Annotated in this window: 19 protein-coding genes; 10 read left to right on the top strand and 9 right to left on the bottom strand. The window is 70.2% G+C overall.

Going from position 1 to position 23,778, the window contains the following annotated elements:
* The first annotated feature begins 134 nt into the window (after positions 1-134).
* Positions 135-662, top strand: coding sequence for a MarR family transcriptional regulator (locus Q0818_RS14130; RefSeq protein ID WP_298876185.1), 528 nt, complete (start codon positions 135-137; stop codon positions 660-662).
* Between the two features lie 103 nt (positions 663-765).
* Here the strand turns inward: Q0818_RS14130 and Q0818_RS14135 are convergent, their stop codons facing one another.
* The 3 genes from Q0818_RS14135 to Q0818_RS14145 all read right to left on the bottom strand — a co-directional run bounded on the left by Q0818_RS14135 (position 766) and on the right by Q0818_RS14145 (position 3,939).
* Entirely contained in the window at positions 766-1,554 is a 789-nt protein-coding gene (locus tag Q0818_RS14135) for an enoyl-CoA hydratase-related protein (RefSeq protein ID WP_298876188.1), read from the bottom strand.
* A gap of 217 nt (positions 1,555-1,771) precedes the next feature.
* A complete protein-coding gene (locus Q0818_RS14140) occupies positions 1,772-2,950 on the bottom strand; it encodes an acyl-CoA dehydrogenase family protein (RefSeq protein WP_298876189.1) in 1,179 nt (392 codons plus the stop codon).
* Between the two features lie 269 nt (positions 2,951-3,219).
* Positions 3,220-3,939 carry a VIT family protein gene (locus Q0818_RS14145; RefSeq protein ID WP_298876191.1) on the bottom strand — a complete coding sequence of 240 codons (720 nt, stop codon included), beginning with the start codon at positions 3,937-3,939 and terminating at the stop codon, positions 3,220-3,222.
* 260 nt (positions 3,940-4,199) lie between these two features.
* Between Q0818_RS14145 and Q0818_RS14150 the strand changes: the two genes are divergently transcribed.
* The 7 genes from Q0818_RS14150 to Q0818_RS14180 all read left to right on the top strand — a co-directional run bounded on the left by Q0818_RS14150 (position 4,200) and on the right by Q0818_RS14180 (position 15,765).
* Positions 4,200-5,225 carry a LacI family DNA-binding transcriptional regulator gene (locus Q0818_RS14150; protein ID WP_298876193.1) on the top strand — a complete coding sequence of 342 codons (1,026 nt, stop codon included), beginning with the start codon at positions 4,200-4,202 and terminating at the stop codon, positions 5,223-5,225.
* Positions 5,226-5,319: 94 nt separating this feature from the next.
* Positions 5,320-6,612 (top strand): extracellular solute-binding protein, encoded by a 1,293-nt coding sequence (locus tag Q0818_RS14155; protein ID WP_298876195.1) that lies wholly within the window; start codon positions 5,320-5,322, stop codon positions 6,610-6,612.
* A 65-nt stretch (positions 6,613-6,677) separates the two neighbouring features.
* The gene (locus Q0818_RS14160; protein WP_298876198.1) at positions 6,678-7,562 is read left to right on the top strand and encodes a carbohydrate ABC transporter permease; all 885 of its coding nucleotides are present in this window, start codon (positions 6,678-6,680) and stop codon (positions 7,560-7,562) included.
* Between the two features lie 157 nt (positions 7,563-7,719).
* The gene (locus Q0818_RS14165; RefSeq protein WP_298876201.1) at positions 7,720-8,463 is read left to right on the top strand and encodes a carbohydrate ABC transporter permease; all 744 of its coding nucleotides are present in this window, start codon (positions 7,720-7,722) and stop codon (positions 8,461-8,463) included.
* Positions 8,460-9,500, top strand: a complete 1,041-nt coding sequence (locus tag Q0818_RS14170) for an NAD(P)-dependent alcohol dehydrogenase (RefSeq protein ID WP_298876204.1) — start codon at positions 8,460-8,462, stop codon at positions 9,498-9,500. The genes Q0818_RS14165 and Q0818_RS14170 overlap by 4 nt, the downstream gene beginning before the upstream one ends.
* Complete coding sequence (locus Q0818_RS14175; RefSeq protein ID WP_298876206.1) at positions 9,497-12,085, top strand: alpha-L-rhamnosidase; 2,589 nt, start codon at positions 9,497-9,499, stop codon at positions 12,083-12,085. The genes Q0818_RS14170 and Q0818_RS14175 overlap by 4 nt, the downstream gene beginning before the upstream one ends.
* Before the next feature lie 194 nt (positions 12,086-12,279).
* Positions 12,280-15,765, top strand: coding sequence for a choice-of-anchor I family protein (locus Q0818_RS14180; RefSeq protein ID WP_298876209.1), 3,486 nt, complete (start codon positions 12,280-12,282; stop codon positions 15,763-15,765).
* Positions 15,766-15,843: 78 nt separating this feature from the next.
* Here the strand turns inward: Q0818_RS14180 and Q0818_RS14185 are convergent, their stop codons facing one another.
* Positions 15,844-16,557: a Type 1 glutamine amidotransferase-like domain-containing protein gene (locus Q0818_RS14185; protein WP_298876211.1), complete on the bottom strand. Its 714-nt coding sequence runs from the start codon at positions 16,555-16,557 to the stop codon at positions 15,844-15,846.
* Between the two features lie 109 nt (positions 16,558-16,666).
* Here Q0818_RS14185 and Q0818_RS14190 point away from each other — a divergent pair, with 109 nt between their 5' ends.
* Complete coding sequence (locus Q0818_RS14190; protein WP_298876214.1) at positions 16,667-17,095, top strand: GNAT family N-acetyltransferase; 429 nt, start codon at positions 16,667-16,669, stop codon at positions 17,093-17,095.
* A gap of 140 nt (positions 17,096-17,235) precedes the next feature.
* Here Q0818_RS14190 and Q0818_RS14195 read toward each other — a convergent pair whose 3' ends face one another.
* The 5 genes from Q0818_RS14195 to Q0818_RS14215 form a co-directional block, all read right to left on the bottom strand.
* On the bottom strand, positions 17,236-18,414 hold the full coding sequence (locus Q0818_RS14195) for a thiolase family protein (protein ID WP_298876217.1): 1,179 nt from the start codon (positions 18,412-18,414) through the stop codon (positions 17,236-17,238).
* Positions 18,414-19,712 (bottom strand): citrate synthase/methylcitrate synthase, encoded by a 1,299-nt coding sequence (locus Q0818_RS14200; RefSeq protein WP_298876219.1) that lies wholly within the window; start codon positions 19,710-19,712, stop codon positions 18,414-18,416. Before Q0818_RS14200 ends, Q0818_RS14195 begins: the two co-directional genes overlap by 1 nt.
* Positions 19,713-19,921: 209 nt before the next feature.
* Complete coding sequence (gene prpB, locus Q0818_RS14205; RefSeq protein WP_298876221.1) at positions 19,922-20,821, bottom strand: methylisocitrate lyase; 900 nt, start codon at positions 20,819-20,821, stop codon at positions 19,922-19,924.
* Positions 20,822-21,107: 286 nt separating this feature from the next.
* Complete coding sequence (locus Q0818_RS14210; RefSeq protein ID WP_298876223.1) at positions 21,108-22,634, bottom strand: MmgE/PrpD family protein; 1,527 nt, start codon at positions 22,632-22,634, stop codon at positions 21,108-21,110.
* Positions 22,631-23,260, bottom strand: coding sequence for a GntR family transcriptional regulator (locus Q0818_RS14215; protein ID WP_298876225.1), 630 nt, complete (start codon positions 23,258-23,260; stop codon positions 22,631-22,633). The genes Q0818_RS14210 and Q0818_RS14215 overlap by 4 nt, the downstream gene beginning before the upstream one ends.
* Before the next feature lie 144 nt (positions 23,261-23,404).
* Between Q0818_RS14215 and Q0818_RS14220 the strand changes: the two genes are divergently transcribed.
* Positions 23,405-23,719 (top strand): YbjQ family protein, encoded by a 315-nt coding sequence (locus Q0818_RS14220; protein WP_298876228.1) that lies wholly within the window; start codon positions 23,405-23,407, stop codon positions 23,717-23,719.
* Positions 23,720-23,778: the final 59 nt, after the last annotated feature.

Here is a 23,778-nt window from a genome sequence, read left to right on the forward strand (position 1 = left end):
ACGGCTTCGACAGGCTCAGCCCCCGGTCACCCCGGGGCGAGGGGGCCGCCGCGCCGCGTGAGGGCCCCCGGTCACTCCGGGGCGAGGGGGCCGCCGCGCCGCGTGAGCGGTACCGTGACAAGCGAGGAGGACCCATGACCCGACGACTGCCGGTCGACCCGATCGCCGAAGCCAAGCGCCAGTGGCTGGCGCACGGGTGGGACGACGCGGCCGACGGCATGACGGTCGTCACCTCGGTGATCCGCGCGCACCAGTTGCTCATGGCATCCATCGACCGGGCGCTGAAGCCCTTCGACCTGTCGTTCTCGCGCTTCGAGATGCTGCGGCTGCTCGCCTTCACGCGGGAGGGACGGATGCCGATGGCCAGCGCCATCGCGCGCCTGCAGGTGCATCCGACGAGCGTCACCAACACGGTCGAGCGCCTCGCGCGCGACGGGTACGTGACGCGCGAGCCGCACCCCACCGACGGGCGCGCCGCACTGCTCGCGCTCACCGACGCGGGACGACGGCGGGTCGACGAGGCCACCGACGCGCTCAACGCCGTGTTCGCCGACCTCGGGCTCGACGACGACGACGCGACGGCGCTCGTGCGGATCATCGCGCGCTTCCGCAAGGGCGCCGGCGATTTCGCCGACCCCGCTCCGGTGCCCGACCCGCTCTGAGCCCCGAGGGGCGACGCGGTGCCCGCGCGCGGCCGACGGTCTCCCGCGGGCACGCCGACGACCCCGGCGACGTCGTCGCCTGCACGGGCCGGGCGGAGGCGGGTCATCGGTGCGTGAACGACGGCGACCGCTTCTCGCGGAACGCCGCCATCCCCTCCTTCTGGTCGGCGGTGTCGAACAGCGAGGCGAACGCCTGCCGCTCGAAGCGCACGCCCTCGGCGAGCGTGGACTCGAGGGCGACATCGAGGGCCGCCTTGGCGGCGTAGAGCGCCGGCAGCGGCTTCTCGGCGATCGTGCGGGCGGTGCTCTCGGCCGCGTCGAGCAGCTCCGCCGCCGGCACCACGCGGGACACGAGGCCCGCGCGCTCCGCCTCGGCGGCGTCGATCATGCGCCCCGTGAGCACCAGCTCCGCGGCCTTGTAGTACCCGAGCGCGCGGACGAGTCGCTGCGTCCCGCCCATCCCCGGGATCACGCCCAGCTGAACCTCGGGCTGACCGAACTTCGCCCGGTCGGATGCCAGGATCACGTCGCACATGAGGGCGAGCTCGCATCCACCGCCCAGCGCGTAGCCCGACACCGCGGCGATCACGGGCGTGCGCACCGCGGCGAACCGCGCCCAGGCTCCGAAATGATCGGTGAGCATCATGTCGAGCCCCGACTTCTGCTCCATCTCCTTGATGTCGGCCCCGGCCGCGAACGCCTTCTCGCTGCCCGTGACCACGATCGCCCCCACGCCTTCGTCGGCGTCGAACGCCTCGGCCGCGGCGACGACGTCGCGCATGGTCTGCGTGTTGAGGGCGTTGAGCGCCTCGGGGCGGTCGAGGGTGATCGACCCGACACGGCCCCGCTGCTCGACGCGGATCGTCTCGTACGCGGCATCCTGATCGGTCATGGCGCCTCCCGGGGTCTCGAGTGATGGGCGGAGCGGTCGGTCCCGCCCTCGAATGCTCGCACGGACCCCCGACGTCGGCCGACAGCCCTGCCATGCCGCGTCGGCGTGCCCGCTTCGCGCGACGCCCCCAGGCGGGTTCGGGGCGGATGTCGTCGTTCGGGGCGGCAATCTCACGCCCCAAGCGGCGGAATCCGCCCCGAACCGAGAAGACCGCACGTCAGGCCGCGAGGACGTTGCGTCCGACGATGAGCCGCATGATCTCGTTCGTCCCCTCGAGGATCTGGTGCACGCGCAGATCGCGCACGACCTTCTCAATGCCGTAGTCCTGGAGGTAGCCGTAACCGCCGTGCAGTTGGAGCGCCTCGTTGGCGACGCGGAAGCCGACGTCGGTCGCGAAGCGCTTGGCCATCGCGCAGCGGGTGGCGGCGTCGGGATCCTTGGCATCGAGGGCCTGGGCGGCATCGCGCACGAGCAGACGCGCGGCGTCGAGCTCGGTGGCCATGTCGGCCACGGAGAAGATGACGGACTGCTTCTCGCTCAGGGCCTCGCCGAAGGTGAAGCGCTCGTGCACGTACGCGATCGCCCGGTCCAGCGCCCACCGCGCGCCCCCGAGGGAGCACGTGGCGATGTTCAGGCGCCCGCCGTTGAGGGCGGTCATCGCGATGGAGAACCCGCGCCCCTCGCCGCCGAGTAGGTTCTCGGCCGGCACGCGCACCTCGTCGAGGATCACCGGACGGGTGGGTTGGGCGTTCCACCCCATCTTCTTCTCGTTCGGCCCGAACGACAGGCCGGCGGAGTCCGCGGGGACGAGGAACGCGCTGATGCCACGCGCACCCGGCTCGCCCGTGCGCGCCATGACGACGTAGACCGACGCCTCTCCCGCGCCCGAGATGAACTGCTTGACGCCCGTCAGCACGTACGTGTCGCCGTGGCGGATCGCCGAGGTGGCGATGGCGGCGGCATCCGACCCCGCCCCCGGTTCGGTGAGGCAGTAGGCGCCGAGGTCATCCATGGCGACCAGGGACGGCAGCCAGCGCTCCCGCTGGGCGGCGGTGCCGTAGGTGTCGATCATCCAGGCGACCATGTTGTGGATCGTGATGTAGGCCGTGACGGTGGGGTCGCCGTAGGCGAGCTCCTCGAAGATCGCCACCGCGTCGGCCCGAGACAGCCCGGCGCCGCCCACGTCGTCGTTGACGTAGACGCCGCCGAGACCCAGCTCCCCCGCGCGGCGCAGCACGTCGCGGGGGAAATGCTTCTCGGCATCCCATTCGAGGGTGTGCGGGGCGAACTCGGTTGCCGCGAAGTCGCGGACGGCGTCGAGGATCGCGGCGCGCTCGTCGGAACTCAGGGTGCCGGTCGACGAGGCGTCGAGCGCGGGAGCAGGGGTGGTGTCCATGCGGCTCTCCTTCGTGAGGCGACGGCGTCGTCGCTCTCGCCAGATTACCTGGACGTCCTACTAATTGATAGGCCTCACGAGTACCACACCGCGATAAACGCCATTCCTCTCGGGAAACGCGGCAGCACAGCGTTTCTCGCCCGGAACGGCGTTTATCGGCGGCGCTCACGCCGCGCGTGGCACCGCCGGTCCCCGAGGAGCAGCGTTCACCCGTGACGAGCAGCGTTCACCCGCGCGGAGCAGCACTCGCACGCAGGGAGCCGCGGCCTTTACCCGGCCGACACCCCGAAGAGCGCGCCGACGGCGTAGGTCGCCGCGAGCGCGAGCGCCCCGCCGATGACGGTGCGCAACACCGCCCGGCCTCGCCGCGCCCCGCCGATGTACGCCGCGACGTAACCGGTGACGGCGAGCGCGAGGAGCACGGCGACGAACGTCAGCGCGACCCGGATCTCCACCGGCGCCAGCAGGATCGTCGCGAGCGGCAGCAGGGCGCCCACCGTGAACGCCACCGCCGAGGCGAACGCCGCGGCCCACGGGCTCACCACGTCGTCGGCGTCGATGTTGAGCTCGACCGAGAGGTGCGCCTTCAGAGCATCGGATGCCGTGAGCTCGGCGGCCACGCGGGTCGCGGTCTCGCGCGAGAGGCCCTGCGCCTCGTAGAGCCCCACCAACTCGGCGAGCTCGGCCTCGGGATCGTCGGCGAGCTCTCGACGTTCCTTCTGGATGAGCGCGTGCTCGCTGTCGCGCTGACTCGACACCGAGACGTACTCCCCCAGTGCCATCGAGATCGCCCCTCCGACGAGGGCCGCCAGGCCCGCGATGAGCACGGGACCGGTGTCGCTCGTGGCTCCCGCGACGCCGACCACGACCGCGGCCGTCGAGACGATGCCGTCGTTCGCGCCGAGGACCCCGGCACGGAGCCAGTTCAGGCGCTGCGACAAGCCCTGGCGGTGCGGTTCGTCGGGGTGGGCGCCGTTCGCAGTGGTCATGGCGAAAGGGTAGCGCCGGCCGCCGACACGCCCACGCCCCTCGACAGACCCGCTCCCCCGCCACGACGACCCCGCCCGGATTCCGCCTTTCTCGCGAGACGGGCCTCCTCCCGAAAGGCCGCCCGAGTCTGCAGCCACGAACGGTCGAGACACGCTGACGGAGGATTGAAGCGCATCAACCCTTCCCGCTGATCCGCTAGCATCCAACCAGGACGAGGGCAGCCGAAGGGGGCGCGGTGCAGCAGAGGCGAACCCCCAGCATGACCGACGTCGCCCGCGCAGCGGGCGTGGCCATCGGGACCGTCTCCAACGTCCTGAACCATCCCGACAAAGTCGCGCCGGCCACGCTGGAGCGCGTCCAGGGTGCGATCGCCCAGCTCGGCTTCGTGCGCAACACCAATGCGCAGCAACTCGCCGCGGGCCGCTCCCGCAGTATCGGCCTCGTGGTGATCGACATCAGCAACTCGCTCTTCGTCGACATCGCGCGAGGCGCGCAGCGCTACGCCACCGAGCTGTCGATGAACGTCCTCGTCGCCAACAGCGACAATCGCATCGATCAACAGCGGGCCGATCTCGACTTCTTCGACGGCGCCCGCGTGGGCGGCATCCTGCTGGCCCCGATGGAAGACGCCGGCGACGACGTCGCCCGCATCCGCACGCACGGCCGCCCCACGATTATGCTGAACTACGACACCGGCCGGCACGACTGCTGCCAGGTGCTCGTCGACAATGAAGAGGTCGGGTACCTCGCAGCCCGGCACCTCATCGACATCGGCCGGACGAGACTGGCGTTCGTCGGGGGTCGGGACTATCTCCAACCCGTGGCGCTGCGTCGGCGGGGTGTGCGCCGTGCCGTCGCCGAGGAGAACGGCCGTGTCTCACTGCAGGAGATTCCGACCGAGAACCTGGACCCCCCCGGCGGCCTCCGGGCGGGCGAGGAACTCGCGCCACAGGTGCGGGACGGACGCCTCGACGGGGTGATCGCGGTGACCGACCTCTTGGCGATGGCGCTCATCCAGGTGTTCGGCGCCGAGGGGATCGCGGTGCCGGGCGATGTCGCGGTGATGGGGTGCGATCACAACTCCGCCGCCTGGGGCGGGATGATCCCCCTGACGTCGGTGCAGATGCAGGGGATCGACATGGGGCGCGAAGGTGTCCGCCTCCTGCTCGCCGAGCTCGACGAGGACCCGGCCACGCACGAGCACGTGACGACGATCCTCCGCCCGGAGCTCGTCGTGCGCGAGAGCACGGTGGGTCGCTCCGCGATATCCGCCGCCTCGGTCTGAAGCGTTTCAAAATTTTCCTTGACGCCCTCCGAGCAGCCCTGCATAATCCTCTTGAAGCGCTTCAATGAGAGAGGCGCATTTTCGAGGAGGAAAAGTGTCCACAGCATCCACGCGCTCGCGGCGCGCTGTCGCCGCCATCGCGACCGGCGCAGCCGGCCTGCTCGCATTGACGGCCTGTGCTGGAGGCGGCGGCTCTGCCGGTGGCTCCTCGTTCTCATTCCTGGTGAATCAGGAGAACACCACGATCCCCGAACTGCTGACGAGCCTGAGCGAAGACCAGTGCAAGGCCGAGAACGACGCTCAGCCTCTGCAGGTCGAGACCGTCCCGCAGACTCAGCTCGACCAGAAGCTGCAGCTGCTCGCCGGACAGAGTGCACTGCCCACCCAGTACGCTGCGGGCAACGCACCCGCGCTCACCAAAGAACTCGCGCAGGGCGGCCAGGTTCTCGATCTGCAGAAGACCCTCACCGACCTCGGCGTCATCGATCAGATCGAGCCGGCAGCCATCTCGACGATCGAACAGCTGTACGGCGGCTTCAACGTGCTGCCGTACCAGTACAACATCGAGGGGATCTGGTACAACAAGCAGATCCTCGCCGACAACGACATCGACGTGCCCACCACGTGGACGGAGCTGACGGCGGATGCTGCGAAGCTCCAGAGCGCGGGTGTCCAGCCCTTCTCCGCCTCGGGTGAGCAGGGGTGGCCCCTCACGCGCCTCATCAGCGGCTATCTCTTCCGCGACCTCGGACCGGACGCCCTGCAGAAGGTCGCCGACGGCAAGGCCAAGCTCACCGACCCCGAGTACGTGGCCGCGGCCCAGGCGGTCGCCGACCTCGGCGCGGCGGGCTCGTTCGGCCAGGGTGTCGGATCGATCGACTACGACACGGCGTTCAACACGTTCCTGACCGGGAAGGCCGCTTTCTTCTACATGGGCAGCTGGGCTCTGGCGAACTTCGCCGACCCCGCGGCGAATCAGATCGGCTCCGAGAACATCGGCTTCATGCCGTTCCCCGACGTGACGGGCGGTGCGGGCGACTCGAGCCAGACGCCGGCGAACGTCGGCCTGCCGATGGCGTTGTCGCAGAAGGCGTACAACGACAACACGGGCAAGTGGCTGACCTGCATCGCCAACAACTATGGAGCGGAGTCGCTCTCCGAGGCGGACACCATCTCGGGCTTCAAGGTCAACGGAGATGTGCAGGTCGACGATCTGACCGCGCTCGTCCAGGACAGGATCGCCTCCACGCAGGAGTCCGTGCTGTGGTTCGAGGCGCTCTTCAACGCCAAGGCCACGGAGACGAGCCAGAAGAACGCGGCTCAGCTGGTGACCGGCGCCATCTCGGCGCAGGACTTCATGAATCTGGTCCAGAACGACCTGGGCTGACACCCTCCACGGACGGGGGTCGCTCCGGCGACCCCCGTCCGTCGTCTCACCCCGAAGGAACATCCATGAACAACGTCCTCGGCGACAAGCGGGCCATCGCCCTCCTGCTCGGCCCCGCGCTGCTCGTCTACAGCCTGGTGATGCTGATCCCGGTTGTCTGGTCGCTCGGCTACACCCTCTTCGAAGGGAACGCGATCTCCGGATTCACCTTCGTGGGCGTCGACAACCTCACTCGGCTTTTCAGTGACGCCCGTGTCGGTGAGGCCCTGCGCTTCACCCTCCTCTATGCCGTCATCATCACCGCGGGTCAGGTGCTGCTGGGCTACCTGCTGGCGCTCTTCTACGTCTTCGTCCTACGCAACCGGGGAAGCGTGGTGAGGACTCTCGTGTTCTTCCCCGTCATCATCCCGACGGTGGCGGTCGCGCTGATGTTCCAGAAGCTCTTCGAAGTCGCGCCGCAGACCGGCCCGGTCAACGCGATGCTGAACCTCTTCGGCATCCCCTCGATCGACTGGTTCGGCAGCCCCGTCAGCGCGATCGTCGTGCTGGTCATCATGGACCTCTGGCGATCGATGGGGTTCTACGCCGTGCTCCTGTACACCGGGCTGCTGGACATCCCCGACGACATCATGGAGTCGGCCCGACTCGACGGGGCATCCGGGTGGCGGATGGTGCGCAGCATCGTCCTTCCGCTGTCGTTGCCGGTGCTGTTGTCATCGATCATCTTCTCCATCAACGGGACGCTGAAGGTCTTCGACTCGATCGTGGCGCTCACGAACGGCGGTCCGGGCACGGCGACGACGCCGCTGACCCTCTACATGTTCCAGACGTCCTTCAGCTACGGCGAATACGGCTACGGCGCATCGATCGCCCTGCTGTTGACCATCCTGTGCCTGATCGTGACCGTCTTCATCTTCCGGTCGTCTCGCCGCGACGTCACGAAGGGCTGATCCCCATGTCCACCGCTACGCTCCCGAAGACCCCCGAGCTCGAGTCGCGACCCCGTCGACGCCCGCCGGTGCGCCGATCGGCTCTTCGTGTCTGCCCGGCTCGGTCCTCATCGCCCTGCTGGTCGCGATCGAGGTGCTCCCGCTCCTCTGGCTTCTGATGAACTCGTTCAAGAGCCAGGATGAATTCCTCAACGCCCCCACCTGGGCCCTGCCTCGGGCGCTGAACTTCCAGAACTACGCCGACGCGTGGGTGACCGGCAACATCGGTCAATACCTGGGCAACAGCGTCGCAGCGGTCTTCCCCGCGCTCTTCCTGATGCTCTTCCTCGGCGTCGCCGCGGGATTCGTGCTCGAGGTCATGGTGTTCAAGGGGCGGGCGGGAATCCTCCTCCTCTTCCTCGCCGGAATCATGGTGCCCGGGCAGATGATCCTGCTGCCTCTGTTCTCCGTGTATTTCCAAGCCGGGCTGACCGGCTCGCTCTGGCCGCTCATCATCACCTACACGGCGACCGGCCTGCCACTGACGGTGTTCATGATGGCAACGTACTTCCGCGCCATTCCGCGAGAGGTCTTCGAGGCCTCGACGCTCGACGGCGCGTCGATCTTCCGGTCCTTCTTCTCCGTGGCGCTGCCGATGGCGCGGAACTCCATCGTCACGGTGGGCCTGGTGCAGTTCTTCTTTTTCTGGAACGACCTGCTCATCGCGCTCACGTTCACCAACTCGTCGCAGCTCCGGACCGTCCAGGTGGGCTTGCTGAACTTCACCGGTCAGTTCGGCGCGACGCAGTACGGCCCGCTGTTCGCGGCCATCTGCATCAACGTCTTCGGGATTCTCGCCATCTATCTCGTCCTGAACCAGCGGATCATGGCGGGGCTGGCCAGCGGGGCTGTCAAGGGGTGAGCGCGCCGACCCATCTCCGTGCGGCCGTCATGACCGGCGTCGATGCCACCACCGTCGAGCGACGCGCGATGCCGACGCCCGGCCCCCTCGAGGTGCTCGTCGAGGTGCGTTCCGTGGGCGTCTGCGGGTCGGACGTGCATTGGTACCGCGACGGACGCATCGGCTCCACCTGGATCACGGACCCCCTCGTCCTCGGGCACGAAGCATCGGGCGTGATTGTCGCCGTCGGGAGCGACGTGCCGGAGGCGCGGGTCGGTGCGCGGGTCGCCATCGAACCCGGAGTGCCCTGCGGCCGGTGCGAACAGTGCCGGCGTGGACGGTACAACCTCTGCCCGGACGTGCGGTTCTTCGCGACACCCCCCGTCGACGGGGCGTTCGCCTCTCACGTGATCATCGCCTCGGACTTCGCGCACGACGTGCCGGAGAACGTCGACGACGACGAAGCGGCGCTCATCGAACCGCTCGCCGTGGCTCTGTGGGCCGTTCGCAAATCGGCGGTCGGACTCGGCGATCGCGTGCTGATCAGCGGCGCCGGACCCGTGGGGCTCCTCGCTCTGCAGGTCGCGCGGGCCGCGGGAGCGACCGTCGTCGTCAGTGACGTCTCATCCGAACGCCTCGCCGTCGCGCGAGAACTCGGCGCGGGGCTCACGGTGAACGTCTCCTCCGAGGATCTTCCCGGCGATTTCACCGCTCTCGTGGAATGCTCCGGGTCGCCTGCGGCGGTCGCCGCGGGGGTCACCGCACTGGCCCCCGCGGGGCGAGCCGTGCTGGTGGGCATGGCGCCGGACGGCACGGTCACGCTCCCACTCGATGTGATCCAGTCGCGCGAACTCGTCCTCACCGGCACGTTTCGATACGCGAATCAGTACGTGGATGCGATCGCACTGGCCGCGAGCGGACGGGTCGACCTGCGTCGCCTGGTGACGAGCACGCACCCGCTGACCGACGTACATCTCGCGCTCCAGCTCCCGGGGCGCGACCGCTCCACCCTCAAACCGATGATCCACCCGAAGCAGGATGAGACGACCCCCGCATGACCATCGACGTATCCCCCCTCACCTTCGAACATCTGCCCGGAGCACTCGGCATCGGCGTCCCCGAGCCGAGACTGTCGTGGAAGACCACGGCACCCGCGGGCTGGCGTCAGAGCTCGTACGAACTCGAGTTCCGCTCCGACCTACGGAGGGAGAAGACAGGGCGAATCGACGGAGCGGAATCGGTGCTCGTGTCATGGCCCTTCACCGCTCTCGGATCGCGCGACCGGGCGACGGTCCGCGTACGCGTCCACGGAATGGACGGCTCGGCATCCGAGTGGTCGCCTCCCGCCGAGGTCGAGGCGGGCCTTCTCCATCCCTCCGATTGGACGGCGTCGGCTGTCGGCCCGGCGTGGGAGGAGGACGCGGCGTCGCTGCGCCGGCCGCCGCGCGTGCGCCGGTCGCTCGACATCGGGGGAGCCATCGCCCGCGCTCGGCTCTACGTCACCGCGCACGGGCTGTACGAGGTCGAGATCAACGGGCGTCGAGTGGGCGACGATGCACTCTCGCCCGGGTGGACGGTCTACGGTGAACGCCTCCGGTACTACACCTACGATGTCACCGCTCATCTGGCCGAGGGGTCGAACACGATCGCGGCGTGGCTGTCCGACGGCTGGTACCGCGGGCGCCTGGGATTCCACGGCGGATACCCCAACCTCTACGGCAGCGACATCGGTCTGATCGCGCAGCTCGAGATCGAGCACGTTGACGGAAGCCGCACGGTCATCGCCACGGATGACTCCTGGGAGGCGGCTCCCAGCCCGATCCTCAGCACCGGCCTCTACGAAGGCGAGTACTACGATGCCCGCGCGGATGCCGCGGAGTGGGCGGCAGCGCACGATCCCGTGTGGAGCCCCGTGATCGTGACACCGGTCGAGCACGCGACGCTCGTCGCTCCCGAGGGCCCGCCGGTGCGTTGCACGGAGGAGCTCGAGCCCAGATCGGTCACGCGGTCCGCGTCCGGAGCCTGGATCCTGGACTTCGGCCAGAACATCTCGGGACGGCTGCGCGTCGAGGTGGCAGCGGAGTCGGGACGTGTCATCACCCTCCGGCACGCCGAGGTGCTCCAGGACGGGGAGTTGTACACGCGGCCTCTGCGAGGAGCCGCCGCGACCGATGTCCTGGTGACCGACGGCACCGCCCTCACCTGGGAGCCTCGATTCACCATCCACGGTTTCCGGTACGCGGAGATCACCGGGTGGCCTGGTGACATCGCGCCGGGATCGGTCGTGGCACGGGTGTACCACACCGATATGACCCGAACGGGGTGGTTCGAGTCCTCGGATCCTCTGCTGAACCGCCTGCACGAGAACGTGCGGTGGTCGATGCGTGACAACTTCGTCGACATCCCCACCGATTGCCCTCAGCGCGACGAACGGCTCGGCTGGACCGGGGATCTCCAGGTCTTCGCGCCCGCTGCGTCCTATCTCTACGACTGCTCCGGCATGCTGCGCTCATGGCTGCGCGACGTGGCGGTCGAACAGCTGCCCAACGGCACGGTCCCCTGGTACGTGCCGGTCATTCCGGGGGGAGATGAATGGACCCCCATCCGGCCCGGAGCGGCGTGGGGCGATGTCGCGGTGCTGACGCCGTGGACCCTGTATCGGCAGTTCGGCGACGAGCAGATCCTCCGCGACCAGTACGACTCCGCACGCCGATGGGTGGATCTGATCGCTCGGCTCGCGGGCCCTTCGCGTCTGTGGAATTCCGGCTTCCAGCTGGGCGACTGGCTGGACCCCGCGGCGCCCCCGCACGACCCCGCGGACGCCACGACCGATCGCTACCTCGTCGCCACGGCGTACTTCGCCTGGTCGAGCCTGCACCTGTCGAAGACGGCCGCCGTCCTGGGCAAGGTGGAGGACGAGATCGCCTACAGCACGCTGGCCGCCGAGGTGAAGGCCGCATTCCGCGCCGAGTACGTGGCGGCATCCGGTCTCCTCACCAGCGACGCTCAGACCGCGTATGCGTTGGCGATCGAATTCGATCTGGCCGCCGACGAGGATGAGCGACGACGGTGGGGGGCACGCCTGGCCGAGCTCGTGCGCGCGGGCGGGAACCGCATCGCGACCGGTTTCGCCGGCACGCCCCTCATCACCGACGCGCTGACGAACTCGGGACACGTGGACGTGGCATTCGACCTGCTGCTGGAGCGTGAATGCCCCTCGTGGATGTACACCGTGCTGTCGGGGGGAACGACGACGTGGGAGCGCTGGGACAGTCTGCTTCCCGATGGCACGGTGAACCCGGGCGGGATGACATCCTTCAATCACTTCGCGCTGGGCGCGGTCGCGGACTGGATCCACCGCACCGTCGGCGGCCTCGCTCCCGCCGATGCGGGATACCGCCGAATCATCTTCGCGCCCCGACCGGGGGGCGGCCTCACGTTCGCGCGCACGGCCCACGAGACACCCTACGGCCGCGCAGCGATCGAGTGGAAGGTCGTGGACGATGTCCTGACCGTCGACGTGACGGTCCCGACCGGTGCGACCGGGGTGATCCGGCTCCCTGACGATCGTGAGCTCGACATCGAATCAGGGACCCACCGAGTGTCTCTTCCGCTCCCGCGCCCCGTGCCGCAAACGATCTGACACGGCCCGGCAGAGGGCTCCGACGTGTTCTCGGAGCCCTCTGCTCGTCCTCCGAGGAGAACCGCGCGCGGTCGTTCGTGCTCTGTTCACCGCCGCGATACCGCCCGCGGGCAGACTCGGCCCGATCGCCGCCCCCGCGGCATCCCCGTGCCCGCCCCGCGACGCACGCGCCCCCTGCATCCGAGGACACAGCCATGCCTTCGCCCTTCCTCCGCCGCGCCGTCGCATTCACCGCGACCACCGCGGCGGTCTGCGCTCTCGCTCTGTCGAGCGCCACCGCGGCATCCGCCGCTCTCGTCTCCGACCCCGTACGCGACATCGCCGCCGACAGCGCGGTGTCGCTGCGCCCGCTCGGCACCTACGAGACCGGGGTCTTCGACCAGTCCGCCGCCGAGATCGTGCACGCCTACAAGAGCCGCCTGTTCGTCGTGAACGCGCAGGCCGGCGCCGTCGACGTGCTCGACAATCGCAACCCCGCCGCCCCCGCGAAGCTGTACGCGATCTCCGGCACCGGCGTCGCCAACTCGCTCGCCGTGCGCGCCGACGGCCTCGGCGTGATCGCGCTCGAGAGCACCGACAAGACCGCGCCCGGCCGCCTGGTCTTCTTCGACGCGGATGCCGCCCAGCCCACGATCCTCGGAGAGGTCACGGTCGGCGCTCTGCCCGACATGGTGGCCATCAGCGACGACGGGTCCTTCGCCGTCGTCGCGAACGAGGGCGAGCCCGCCGACGACTTCACGACCGACCCCGAGGGCTCGGTGGGTGTCGTGGCGCTGCCGGGCACCAAGACCGCCCCGACCCAGGATGCCGTGCGTACGGCCGGCTTCGGAGCCTTCGAGCAGGGCGGGTCCAAGCCGCTCGACGCCGCCGTCCGCGTGTTCGGCCCCGACGTCGCCGCGCCCGATCAGGGGGCGACGCCGCTCTCCGCGAACCGTGTGAGCCGCAACCTCGAGCCCGAGTACGTCGCGATCGCGGGCTCCACGGCGTACGTCGCCCTGCAGGAGGCGAACGCCGTCGCGACCGTCGACCTCGCGTCGGCGGAAGTGACCGGCATCCGCTCGCTCGGGTTCAAGGACTACGGCGTCGAGACGCTCGACGCGAGCGACCGCGACCCGAAGGACGCCCCGACCTACAACGAGAAGAGCTACCCCGGCCTGTTCGGCATGTACATGCCCGACGGCATACAGGCCTATGAAGCGAACGGTGAGACCTACCTCGTCACCGCCAACGAGGGCGACGGCCGCGAGTGGGGCGACTTCACCGACACCGCCCGGGTGAAGGACCTCGGCTCCGGCGGCCTCGCGCCGGTGTGCGCCGACAGTCCGCTCGCGGGCTCCCTCGGCGACGCCGACCTCGGCCGCCTCAACGTCGCGACCGACATGGGCCTCGAGGCCGACGGCTCCTGCTACGCCGAGCTGTACACCTTCGGCGGCCGCGGCTTCTCGGTGTGGAACACCGCGGGCGAGCAGGTCTTCGATTCGGGCTCCGACTTCGAGCGCATCACGCACGACGCGAACCCCGACTTCTTCAACTCGAACCACTCGGAGTCGAACCTCGAGGGCCGCAGCGACGACAAGGGCCCGGAGCCCGAGAACCTCGCGATCGGCGAGGTCGGCGGGCGCACCTACGCCTTCATCGGCCTCGAGCGCGTGGGTGGAGTGATGACCTACGACATCACCGACCCGAAGAACGCGACCTACGCCGGGTACGTCGACAACCGCGACTTCTCGGTCTCGGTCGAGACCCAGCTCACGGGCGACGAGACCGCCGACCGAGAACTGCTCGCGAAGGCCGGCGACCTCGGACCCGAGGGCGTGGAGTTCATCTCGGCGGCGAACTCTCCGACCGGTCGCCCGCTCGTGGCCGTCGGCAACGAGGTCTCGGGAACGACCACCGTGTTCGCGGTGGAGAACCCGACCGTGAAGAACATCGACATCCTCACCATCAACGACTTCCACGGTCGCCTCGAGGCCGGGTCGCAGGGCGAGGCCGGCGCCGCGGTGCTCGCGGGCGCGGTGAAGGCGAAGGAGGCGCAGAACCCGAATACGCTGTTCGTCTCGGCCGGCGACAACATCGGCGCCTCGACCTTCACCTCGCTCATCCAGGACGACTCCCCCACGATCGACACGCTGACGGCCTCGGGTCTGGACGTCTCGGCGGTGGGCAACCACGAGTTCGACCGCGGCTTCACCGACCTGACCGACCGTGTGCTCCCCGAGTACGGCGGGGGCGCGTTCGGACTCGGCGCCAATGTCTACAAGAAGGGCACGAAGGTGCCCGCGCTGCAGGAGTACGCGGTCGAGGACGTCGACGGCGTCCGCGTGGCCTTCATCGGCACCGTGACCCCCGACACCGCGACCATGGTCGACCCGTCCGGCATCGCGGGCCTGGACTTCGGCGACCAGCTCGAGGCCGCGAACCGCGTGGCCGACGAGATCACCGCCGGTGACCTCGCCGACGTCATCGTGCTGCTGACCCACTCGGGAGCCTCGACGTCGAACGACTGCGCGGCCATCGCGGCCGACCAGGCCGGGTTCGGCGCCCTCGCGGTGAACGCCTCCCCCGAGATCGACGCGATCGTGTCGGCCCACACGCACCAGACGTACGCGTGCGATCTGCCCGTGGCCGGCACCGACCGCACCCGCCCCGTGATCCAGGCGTCGGAGTACGGCAAGGCGATGGGTCAGCTGTCGCTCAGCTGGGACACGCGCACCGACTCGCTGGCATCCATCTCGGGGACCACGTTCCCGCTCGCGGGCGCGGCGGCCCCGGACGCCGACATCGCGGCGAAGGTCGCGGAGTACGTCGCGCAGGCGGACGTCATCGGCGCGAAGCCGGTCGGGGAGATCAGCGGCGACATCCTGCGCGGTGGCACGCCGTCGGGAGCCGACCGCGGCGTCGAGTCGTCGATGGGCAACTGGGTCGCCGACGTGTACCTCTGGGCGACGTCGAAGAACCCCGCCTACGCCGGGACGAAGGCGCAGATCGCGCTGATGAACCCGGGCGGCCTGCGCGCCGACCTGCTGAAGGGCGATGACGGCGTGGTGACCTACAAGGAGGCGGCGCTCGTGCAGCCGTTCGCCAACACCCTGGTGACGGTGACGCTGACGGGTGAGCAGATCCGCGGCATCCTGAACGAGCAGTGGAAGGCCACGGGCGACCGACCGAAGCTGCAGCTGGGCGTGTCCGACGGCTTCACCTACACCTACACGCAGGACGCCGCGAACCCCCGCGTCGGTTCGGTCGTGTCGATGGCCTACCAGGGCCGCGCGATCGCCGACACCGACACGTTGACCGTGGTGACGAATTCGTTCCTCGCAAACGGCGGCGACGGGTTCCCGACCTTCGCGGCGGGGACCGCTCGCACCGACACCGGGCAGATCGACCTCGACGCAACGCTTTCGTACTTCGAGGCGACCGGCGTGGTCGACCCCGCACCGCTCGGCCGCGCGGTCATCGCGTCGGACGTTACTCCGGAGCCGGGTCAGCCCAGCGCCGAGCCGACGCCGGTCCCCGCGCCGGGCCAGCCCGGCACGCAGCCCGGTCAGCCCGGTGCGCAGCCCGGCGGGTCCCTCGCCACGACCGGCGCCGAGGCGCCGTGGGGCCTCGCCCTCGCGGGCGGGTTCCTCGTGGTCGCGGGCGGCCTCGCGTTCGCCCTGCGGCGCCGCCGCACGGTCTGACGCCGGACACCGGAACGGCCCTCACCCTCGCGGGTGGGGGCCGTTCCCGTTCGCGCAGATCGCGTGGGACGCGGAGCCTCAGGCCCGCAGCACCTGAACGCGGACCCCGGATGCCGCGGACTCCACGCGCCACACCTGCCCGCTGCCCCGCACCGCCGGGGCCGCCTGCGCCGAGATCACCAGAGCCGTGTGCTCATCGATCGCCACGCCGTCGGTGACGAGGCCCGCGTCGACCGCGGCGATCAGGCGCGAGAGCGTCCCCCACTGCGCGGCGTGCACGTCGACGGCGAAGTCGAGGAGTCCGAGGCCCGGGCGCACCTCGAGCTCGCCGAGCTCTTCGCTCGCGTCCTCGGAGCAGACCTCGACGCCACCGCGCAGCCAGCCCCCCACGAGCGCACGCTCGGCCGCGATCGCCGCTCCCGCCGAGAAACCGGCGTACGGCATCCCCCCGGCCACCCGTTCGCGCAGCGCCTCCCGGACCACGCGGAAGGCCGCGTGATACGCCGGGGTCAGGCCGCCCCCGACGAACACGCCGTCGGCCTCGATCGCGGCCTCCGTGAAGTTCTCCCCCTCGACGATCGCGTGCACGCGAATCTCGTCGGATGCTGCTCCGGCGGCCTCGAGGACGCCGCGGAAGCGATCGACCGAGGCGTCGTCGTCGGCCTCGAGCACGAGCAGCAGGGCGATCACGGGACGCGCGTTCGCCCGCTCCCGCGCCTCGCTCACGAAGGTCTCCAGCAACGGTCCGCAGACGGCGGCATCGCGGCCGCCGCCGAGAAGGAACACACTCATGCGCCCAGTATCCCGGGCGCCCGCCTTCGCGTGAGTCGCCAGGTCCTGCCACCACGGGACATTCGGAGGCGACACTTCGTGGCGACTCGCGCGGATCTAGGGTCGAGGGATGGAGTACCGTCTGCGCCCGGCCGTCGCCGCCGACATCGAGTGGCTCGTCGAGCTGCGCGCCGAGGTGCTGCGCGCCGACCTCGAACGCCTCGGCCGCTTCGACGCGCACCGTGTGCGGCAGCGGATGCGCGACGGCTTCCGTCCGGAGTGGACGCGCATCATCGTCGTCGACGGGGCGGATGCCGGTTCGATCACCGTCCGGCCCGACGGGGCCACCCGCTGGATCGAGCACTTCTATCTGGCATCCGCTCTGCAGGGTCGCGGCGTCGGCGGCGGGGTTCTGGCGCAGGTCCTCGCCGAAGAGCACGACGGCCCGACGCGCTTGAACGTGCTGCGGGGCAGCCCCGCGCGCCGCCTCTACGAGCGCGTCGGCTTCGCCCTGGACTCCGAGGACGAGGTCGACGTCTTCCTATCCCTCGACCCCTGACGCGCGCCGAGGCTCGACCGTCCCGCGGACCCCGAACCCGGCACACCGCCCCGCAGCCCTTGCTCACGGCGTGTCACCACCGACATCCGCACGACGGCACGCTCCGGCGCGGCGGCGCGACCGGTCGGGCGCGCCCCGGGTCAGTACCGCCGCAGCAGCGCCGCGAGGGCCTGACCGCCGCCGATGCACATCGTCACGACCGCGTACTCGAGGTCGCGGCGATGCAGGTCGAGGGCCGCGCGGACGGTGAGGATCGCCCCGGTCGCGCCGACGGGATGGCCGAGGGCGATCGCGCCGCCGTACGGGTTGACCTTCTCGGGGTCGAGACCCGCGTCGCGGATCACGGCGACGGCCTGGGCGGCGAACGCCTCGTTCAGCTCGATGACGTCGACGTCGGCGGGGGTGAGACCCGTCTGCTCCCACAGGCGCTGCAGGGCGATGACCGGGGCGTAGCCCATGATCTCGGGGTCGACGCCGGCCGTCGTCACGGCCTCCAGGGTCGCGAGGCCCGACAACCCGCGTTCGCGCACGTCGTCTTCGCGCATGAGCACGGTCGCGGCGGCACCGTCGTTGATGCCCGAGGAGTTGCCGGCCGTGACCGACCCGTCCTTCTCGAAGGCCGGCCGCAAGCCCGCCAGCGCCTCCATCGTGGTTCCGGGGCGCGGGTGCTCGTCGACCGACACCTCGATGGGCCTCCGTCCGCCGGTGGTCACGGCCACGATCTCCTCCGCGAACGCCGCGCGAGCGGCATCCGTCGCGGCCCGACGCTGGCTCTCGACGGCGAAGGCGTCCTGCTCCTCGCGCGAGACGGAGTACCGGGATGCCACCACCTCGGCCGTCGTGCCCATGTGCCGGCCGCTGAAGGGGTCGGTGAGGATCGCGAGGGTGCCGTCGAGGAGTGTGCGGTCGCCGAGGCGGCCGTTGCCGCGGGCGCCGTACTCGAGGAAGGGCGTGCGCGACATGCTCTCGTCGCCACCGGCGACCGCGACGTCGATGCCACCCCAGCGCAGTTCTTGAGCTGCCGACCAGATCGCCTGCAGGCCCGAGCCGCACAGACGGTTGACGGTGAACGCGGGCACGCGCGTGGGAAGCCCCGCGGCGAGCGCGACGCGGCGGGCGTTGTAGGCGTCGGGACCGTTCTGGGCGATGCATCCCACGACGACCTCGTCGACGGCATCCTTCTCGACCCCGGCCCGGGCCAGGGCCTCGGTCACGGCGACGGCGCCGAGCTCGTACGCGTCGACGCCCGCGAGCGCGCCCCCGAACGAGCCGATGGGCGTGCGGGCACCCGAGACGAGGACGATCCGCGGCTCGGACATCAGCCCGCCGCCTCCTCGGGACGCTCCTGCGCCTCGACGTCGGCGGCATCCGGCACGTATCCCTCGACGTGTCGCTCGTCGGGACCGACGTAGGCGGACAGCGGACGGATCAGCGCGTTGGAGGCCTGCTGCTCGCGCACGTGCGCCGTCCAGCCGGTCACGCGCGCGGCCACGAACAGGGGCGTGAAGGTGAGGGTGTCGAAGCCCATGAGGTCGTACGCCGGGCCGGAGGGGTAGTCGAGGTTGGGGTAGATGCCCTTGCGCTCGACGAACTGAGACTCGAGGGCGTCGTAGAGAGCGGCGACGTCGGGGCGGTCGTAGTGCGCCACGAGGGTGTCGAGGGCGGCCTTCATCGTGGGCACGCGGGAGTCGCCGCGCTTGTACACGCGATGTCCGAAGCCCATGATCTTGCGCTTCTCGGCGAGCGCCGCGTCGAGCCACGGGCCGACGTTCTCGGCCGAACCGATCTCGGTGAACACGTGCAGCACGGCCTCGTTCGCCCCGCCGTGCAGCGGTCCCTTGAGGGCGCCGATCGCGCCCGTGACGGCGGAGTACAGGTCGCTGAGGGTCGAGGCGATGACGCGCGCGGTGAAGGTCGAGGCGTTGAAGGAGTGCTCCGCGTACAGGATCATCGACCGGTTGAACGCGTCGACGACGACGGGGTCGGGAACGGCCGAGGACCCTGAGCTCGCAACCGAGGACCCTGAGCTTGTCGAAGGGTCCGGACCCCCCGCACCCCCGGCGGCTTCGACAGGCTCAGCCCCCTCCGCCGGAGTGCAGATCTCCTCGCCGAACGTCATCCACAGGAAGTTCGCCGCGTAGTCGAGGTCGTCGCGGGGGTCGATCAGCTCCTGCCCCCGACGGCGGCGCTGGCCGTAGGCGACGACGGCGGGCAGTTGCGCCCACAGGCGGACGGACCGCTCGAGATTCTCTTCGGGGGTGCCCACGGCATCCATCACGTTCGAGATGCCCGCCGTCTCGCGCGCGCCGATCACGCTCACGGCGGTACGCACCTCGTCCATCGGGTGGGCGCGCGTGGGCAGCAGGTCGATCGCGGCGCGGACGTCGTCGCTCAGAGCCCGGTGCCCGCGCTCGGTGCGGCGCAGGGCGGCGAGCTGTGCGGCATCCGGAAGCTCCCCGTTCCACAGCAGGTACGCCACCGCCTCGAAAGGCTGGGTCGCGGCGAGCTCCTGCACGGGGTATCCGCGGTAGAGCAGGCTGTTCGTCTCGGGGTTCACCTTGCTGACGGCGGTCTCGTCGACGGTGACGCCGGCGAGACCCTTCTTGATGTCGGTCATCGTCTCTCCCTTGAGTCGTGCTCGGTCTTCATGCTGCCGGATTCGGTGGCGGCGGTGGTGCGGCGGCGGCGGCCGCGAGGCGGACCTTGTCCCACTTATGGCCGGTTTGGCGCCCCCACACTGGCGATAAGTGGGACAAGGACCGACGTAAGGGGGACATGCTCCGCCATAAGTGGGACATGGTGGGCGGCCGGCAGCCGGTTCGCGCCTCAGCGCTCGACGGTGAAGTCGAACACCGAGGCGTCGAAGCGGGTGTAGCCCTCGTAGTCGATCAGGTCGTACAGGTCGGCGCGGTGCTGCATCTCGCCGAGCTGGTCGCGCAGATGACCCTCGGATGACAGGGCGTCCAGGCCCCGGCCCGCCGCTCCCATCGCGAGGCGCAGGAGCGACACCGGCCAGATGACGAGGTTCACCCCGGCATCCTTCAGCTGCCGCGTCGAGAACAACTCCGACTTCCCGAACTCGGTCATGTTCGCCAGGATCGGCACGTCCAGCGCGGTGCGCATCGCCTCGAACTCGCCGAGGTCGCGCATCGCCTCGGGGAAGATCGCGTCGGCGCCCGCGTCGACCAGGGCTTTGGCGCGGTCGATCGCGGCATCCAGCCCCTCGACGGCGCGCACGTCGGTGCGCGCCATGATGAGGAAGTCCGGATCGCGCCGGGCGTCGACGGCGGCGCGGATGCGCTTGATCGCCGTGTCGGCATCCACGACGCTCTTGCCGTCGAGATGACCGCAGCGCTTCGGGTTGACCTGGTCCTCGATGTGGGTGCCGGCGAGGCCCGCGTCCTCCAACGTCTGGATCGTGCGCGCGACGTTCATCGGCTCGCCGAACCCGGTGTCGGCGTCGATGATCGCGGGCAGCTCCGTCATGCGCGCGATCTGCTGGCCCCGGCCCGCGACCTCGGTGAGGGTCGTCAGCCCGATGTCGGGCAGCCCGAGGTCGGCCGAGATCACGGCGCCCGAGATGTAGACGCCGTCGAAGCCCTTGCGCTCGATGAGCCGGGCCGACAGCGGATTGAAGGCCCCCGGCATCCGGACGAGCTCTCCGGATGCCAGCTTCTCGCGCAGGGCGCGCCGCTTCTGCTGCGGGGTGGTCTGGGCGTACAGCATCAGTTCCCTCCCGTCGGGCGTGCACAACTCCGGCGAATCGTCCGGGCCGGGGCCGAGCCCCCGCGGGATCTCGCGTTGGCCGGCACCCGCCGACTCCGGAAATCCGGAGTTGTGCACAGGGCCCGGCTGGACCGGCGCCACACGCGCACCGGCGGCACGAGGTTGTCGGGCGTGCCGCCGCCGCCGACGTGTGCGCAACGGCGGGCCGGGCGCGCGACACGCCGCCGCGCGGCATCCGGGACCGGCGTGTCGGCGGAGCACCCCGCCGTTGTGCGCGCGAGCAGCATCAGAACAGCCCCTTCGGCGCCGGGGCGAGCGCCAGCACGCCGGGCTTCGCGACGATCGTGAGCTGCATGACCTCGGCGGGGGTCAGCTCGGGCAGGCGCTGCACGAGCGCGAGGAAACGCTCGATCTCCTCGGGCAGCAGCACGGGCTCGGCGAGCACGCGGAACTTGCGGATGTAGTCCTCGCGCGCGAAGGGCCGGGCGCCGAGGGGGTGGGCGTCGGCGACGGCGATCTCGTCCTCGACGACGGTGCCGTCGGTGAGGGTGATGACCACCCGACCGCCGAAGGCCTTCTCATTCGGATCCTCGGAGTGGTAGCGGCGCGTCCATTCGGCATCCTCGGCCGTCGTCACCTTGTGCCACAGGGCGACGGTGTCTTCGCGGCCGGCCCGCCCGGGCGTGTAGGAGTCGACGTGGTGCCACGCGCCGTCCTGCAGGGCGACCGCGAAGATGTACGGGATCGAGTGGTCGAGCGTCTCGCGCGAGGCGGTCGGGTCGTACTTCTGCGGGTCGTTCGCCCCCGACCCGATCACGTAGTGCGTGTGGTGGCTCGTGTGCAGGACGATGGATGCCACGTTGGCGGGGTCGCGCAGGTCGGGGCGCTCGGTGCCGAGGCGGCGGGCGAGGTCGATCCACGCCTGCGCCTGGTACTCGGCCGAGTGCTCCTTCGTGTACGAATCGAGGATGCCGCGCTTGCTCTCGCCCTCGCCGGGAAGCGGCACGTCGTAGGAGGCGTCGGGGCCGTCGAGCATCCAGGCGATCACGCCGTCCTCGCCCTCGTAGATCGGCGAGGGGCTCGTCTCGCCGCGCATCGCGCGGTCGACGGCCTCGATGGCCATCTTCCCGGCGAAGGCGGGGGCGTGGGCCTTCCACGTCGAGATCTCGCCCTTGCGCGACTGGCGCGTGGCGGTGGTGACGTGAAGCGCCTGGCCGATCGCCTGGTAGATCGTCTCCTGGTCGAGGTCGAGCAGCGTGCCGATGCCGGCGGCCGCGGCCGGGCCGAGGTGGGCGACGTGGTCGATCTTGTGCTTGTGCAGCGAGATCGCGCGCACGAGGTCGATCTGGATCTCGTACGCCGTCGCGAGCGCGCGCACGAGGGCGGCGCCGTCGCGTCCGGTGTGCTGGGCGACCGCGAGCACGGGCGGGATGTTGTCGCCGGGGTGCGAGTAGTCGGCCGCGAGGAACGTGTCGTGGTAGTCGAGCTCGCGCACGGCGACGCCGTTGGCCCAGGCCGCCCATTCGGGGCTCGAGCGGCGCTCGAGCGCGCACCCGAACACGGTGGCTCCGGATCCGCCGATCGACACGGCGTGGTCGAGCGCCTGCTGGCGCGCGGCGCTCACCGGCTGACGGGTGAGGGATGCCGCGGCGACAGCGGCGTTGTCGATGAGGCGGTTGACGATCATGTCGACCACGTCGTCGTCGACGGCGACCGGGTCGACCGCGACGCGCGCGAGCGCCCAGGCGAGTTGCCCCTCGCGGGCGAGGTTCTCGTCGCTGCGGTGCACGCGCACGTGATGGGTGATCGTCATGAGGGGTCCTCCGTGAGGGCTTCGAGGATGGTGGTGAAGGCGTTGTGCAGGTGCACGTGGGTGGCGTGGGCGGCGAGTTCGGGGTCACCGCTGCCGATCGCTCGCGCGATCAGTTCATGCTCTCGCGCCGAGGCCGAGAGCCGTAGGGGGTTGTCGCGCGCCATGCGTCGCACCCGCACGAGGTGCGTGCGGACGCTGCGCAGGGCCGCCGAGAGGTAGGAGTTGTCGACCGCTGCGTCGATCGCGGCATCGAAGCGGGCGATGAGTGCGTAGTAGTCGTCGGCATCCGCGGTGTCGACACGCTCGAACTCCGCGGCCAGCGCGAGGAACACCCGTCGGTCGCCGCGCTGCGCGGCCAGGCGGGCGGCCTCCGTCTCGAGCGCGCGACGAAGGTCGAACAGGGCGCGGATGTCGTCGGCGTCGATACCGGCGACGACGGTGACCCGCGGCGAGGCCTGGATGACGAGTCCGTCGGAGGCCAGCCGCCGCAGAGCCTCGCGCAGCGGCGTGCGGCTGACACCCAGGCGCGTGGACTGCTCCACCTCGCCCAGCACCGTTCCGGGCGCCAGGGCGCCGGTCTGGATCTCGTCGAGGAGGGTCGCGTACGCGCGTTCGCTCGCCCGCATGTCGCACCTCCCTCACGTCGCCTCTCATTGTATGCAGTCGCGCGTGAAAATGGCTCACGTTGCGCACGCTGGGCCTCTTGCGTATACACAGAGCGGCAGAAATCACCCCTCGCGCGGACAGCAACCCCCTGCCACACTGGGCGCATGCTCGTGACCACCATGAACGAGGTCCCCGGCCGTCAGATCGTCGAGGTCTACGGCGAAGTGACCGGACTGACCGTGCGCGCCCGCAACATCGGCGTGCAGTTCGGCGCCGGTCTCAAGTCCCTCTTCGGCGGCGAGCTGCAGGGCCTCACCCAGCAACTTCAGGAGAGTCGCGACGAAGCCAAGCAGCGCCTGATCGAGGCCGCTCAGGCGGTGGGGGCGGATGCCGTCGTCGCGATGCGATTCGACACGAGCGAGGTGGCGCAGAACTTCCAGGAGGTCGTCGCCTACGGCACCGCGGTCAAGCTGGGCTGAGCCCGCACCCTCTCCGCGCGACTCGCCACGATCTGTCGCTTCGAGAGGCCCGGCGGCGA

The organism is uncultured Microbacterium sp., assembly GCF_947489255.1.
Taxonomy (GTDB): Bacteria; Actinomycetota; Actinomycetes; order Actinomycetales; family Microbacteriaceae; genus Microbacterium; species Microbacterium phycohabitans.

Coding starts and splice junctions, on each gene's coding strand:
- Q0818_RS14130 (WP_298876185.1), top strand. CDS start 135: ATGACCCGACGACTGCCGGTCGACCCGATCGCCGAAGCCAAGCGCCAG.
- Q0818_RS14135 (WP_298876188.1), bottom strand. CDS start 1,554: ATGACCGATCAGGATGCCGCGTACGAGACGATCCGCGTCGAGCAGCGG.
- Q0818_RS14140 (WP_298876189.1), bottom strand. CDS start 2,950: ATGGACACCACCCCTGCTCCCGCGCTCGACGCCTCGTCGACCGGCACC.
- Q0818_RS14145 (WP_298876191.1), bottom strand. CDS start 3,939: ATGACCACTGCGAACGGCGCCCACCCCGACGAACCGCACCGCCAGGGC.
- Q0818_RS14150 (WP_298876193.1), top strand. CDS start 4,200: ATGACCGACGTCGCCCGCGCAGCGGGCGTGGCCATCGGGACCGTCTCC.
- Q0818_RS14160 (WP_298876198.1), top strand. CDS start 6,678: ATGAACAACGTCCTCGGCGACAAGCGGGCCATCGCCCTCCTGCTCGGC.
- Q0818_RS14165 (WP_298876201.1), top strand. CDS start 7,720: ATGAACTCGTTCAAGAGCCAGGATGAATTCCTCAACGCCCCCACCTGG.
- Q0818_RS14175 (WP_298876206.1), top strand. CDS start 9,497: ATGACCATCGACGTATCCCCCCTCACCTTCGAACATCTGCCCGGAGCA.
- Q0818_RS14180 (WP_298876209.1), top strand. CDS start 12,280: ATGCCTTCGCCCTTCCTCCGCCGCGCCGTCGCATTCACCGCGACCACC.
- Q0818_RS14185 (WP_298876211.1), bottom strand. CDS start 16,557: ATGAGTGTGTTCCTTCTCGGCGGCGGCCGCGATGCCGCCGTCTGCGGA.
- Q0818_RS14190 (WP_298876214.1), top strand. CDS start 16,667: ATGGAGTACCGTCTGCGCCCGGCCGTCGCCGCCGACATCGAGTGGCTC.
- Q0818_RS14195 (WP_298876217.1), bottom strand. CDS start 18,414: ATGTCCGAGCCGCGGATCGTCCTCGTCTCGGGTGCCCGCACGCCCATC.
- Q0818_RS14200 (WP_298876219.1), bottom strand. CDS start 19,712: ATGACCGACATCAAGAAGGGTCTCGCCGGCGTCACCGTCGACGAGACC.
- prpB (WP_298876221.1), bottom strand. CDS start 20,821: ATGCTGTACGCCCAGACCACCCCGCAGCAGAAGCGGCGCGCCCTGCGC.
- Q0818_RS14210 (WP_298876223.1), bottom strand. CDS start 22,634: ATGACGATCACCCATCACGTGCGCGTGCACCGCAGCGACGAGAACCTC.
- Q0818_RS14215 (WP_298876225.1), bottom strand. CDS start 23,260: ATGCGGGCGAGCGAACGCGCGTACGCGACCCTCCTCGACGAGATCCAG.
- Q0818_RS14220 (WP_298876228.1), top strand. CDS start 23,405: ATGCTCGTGACCACCATGAACGAGGTCCCCGGCCGTCAGATCGTCGAG.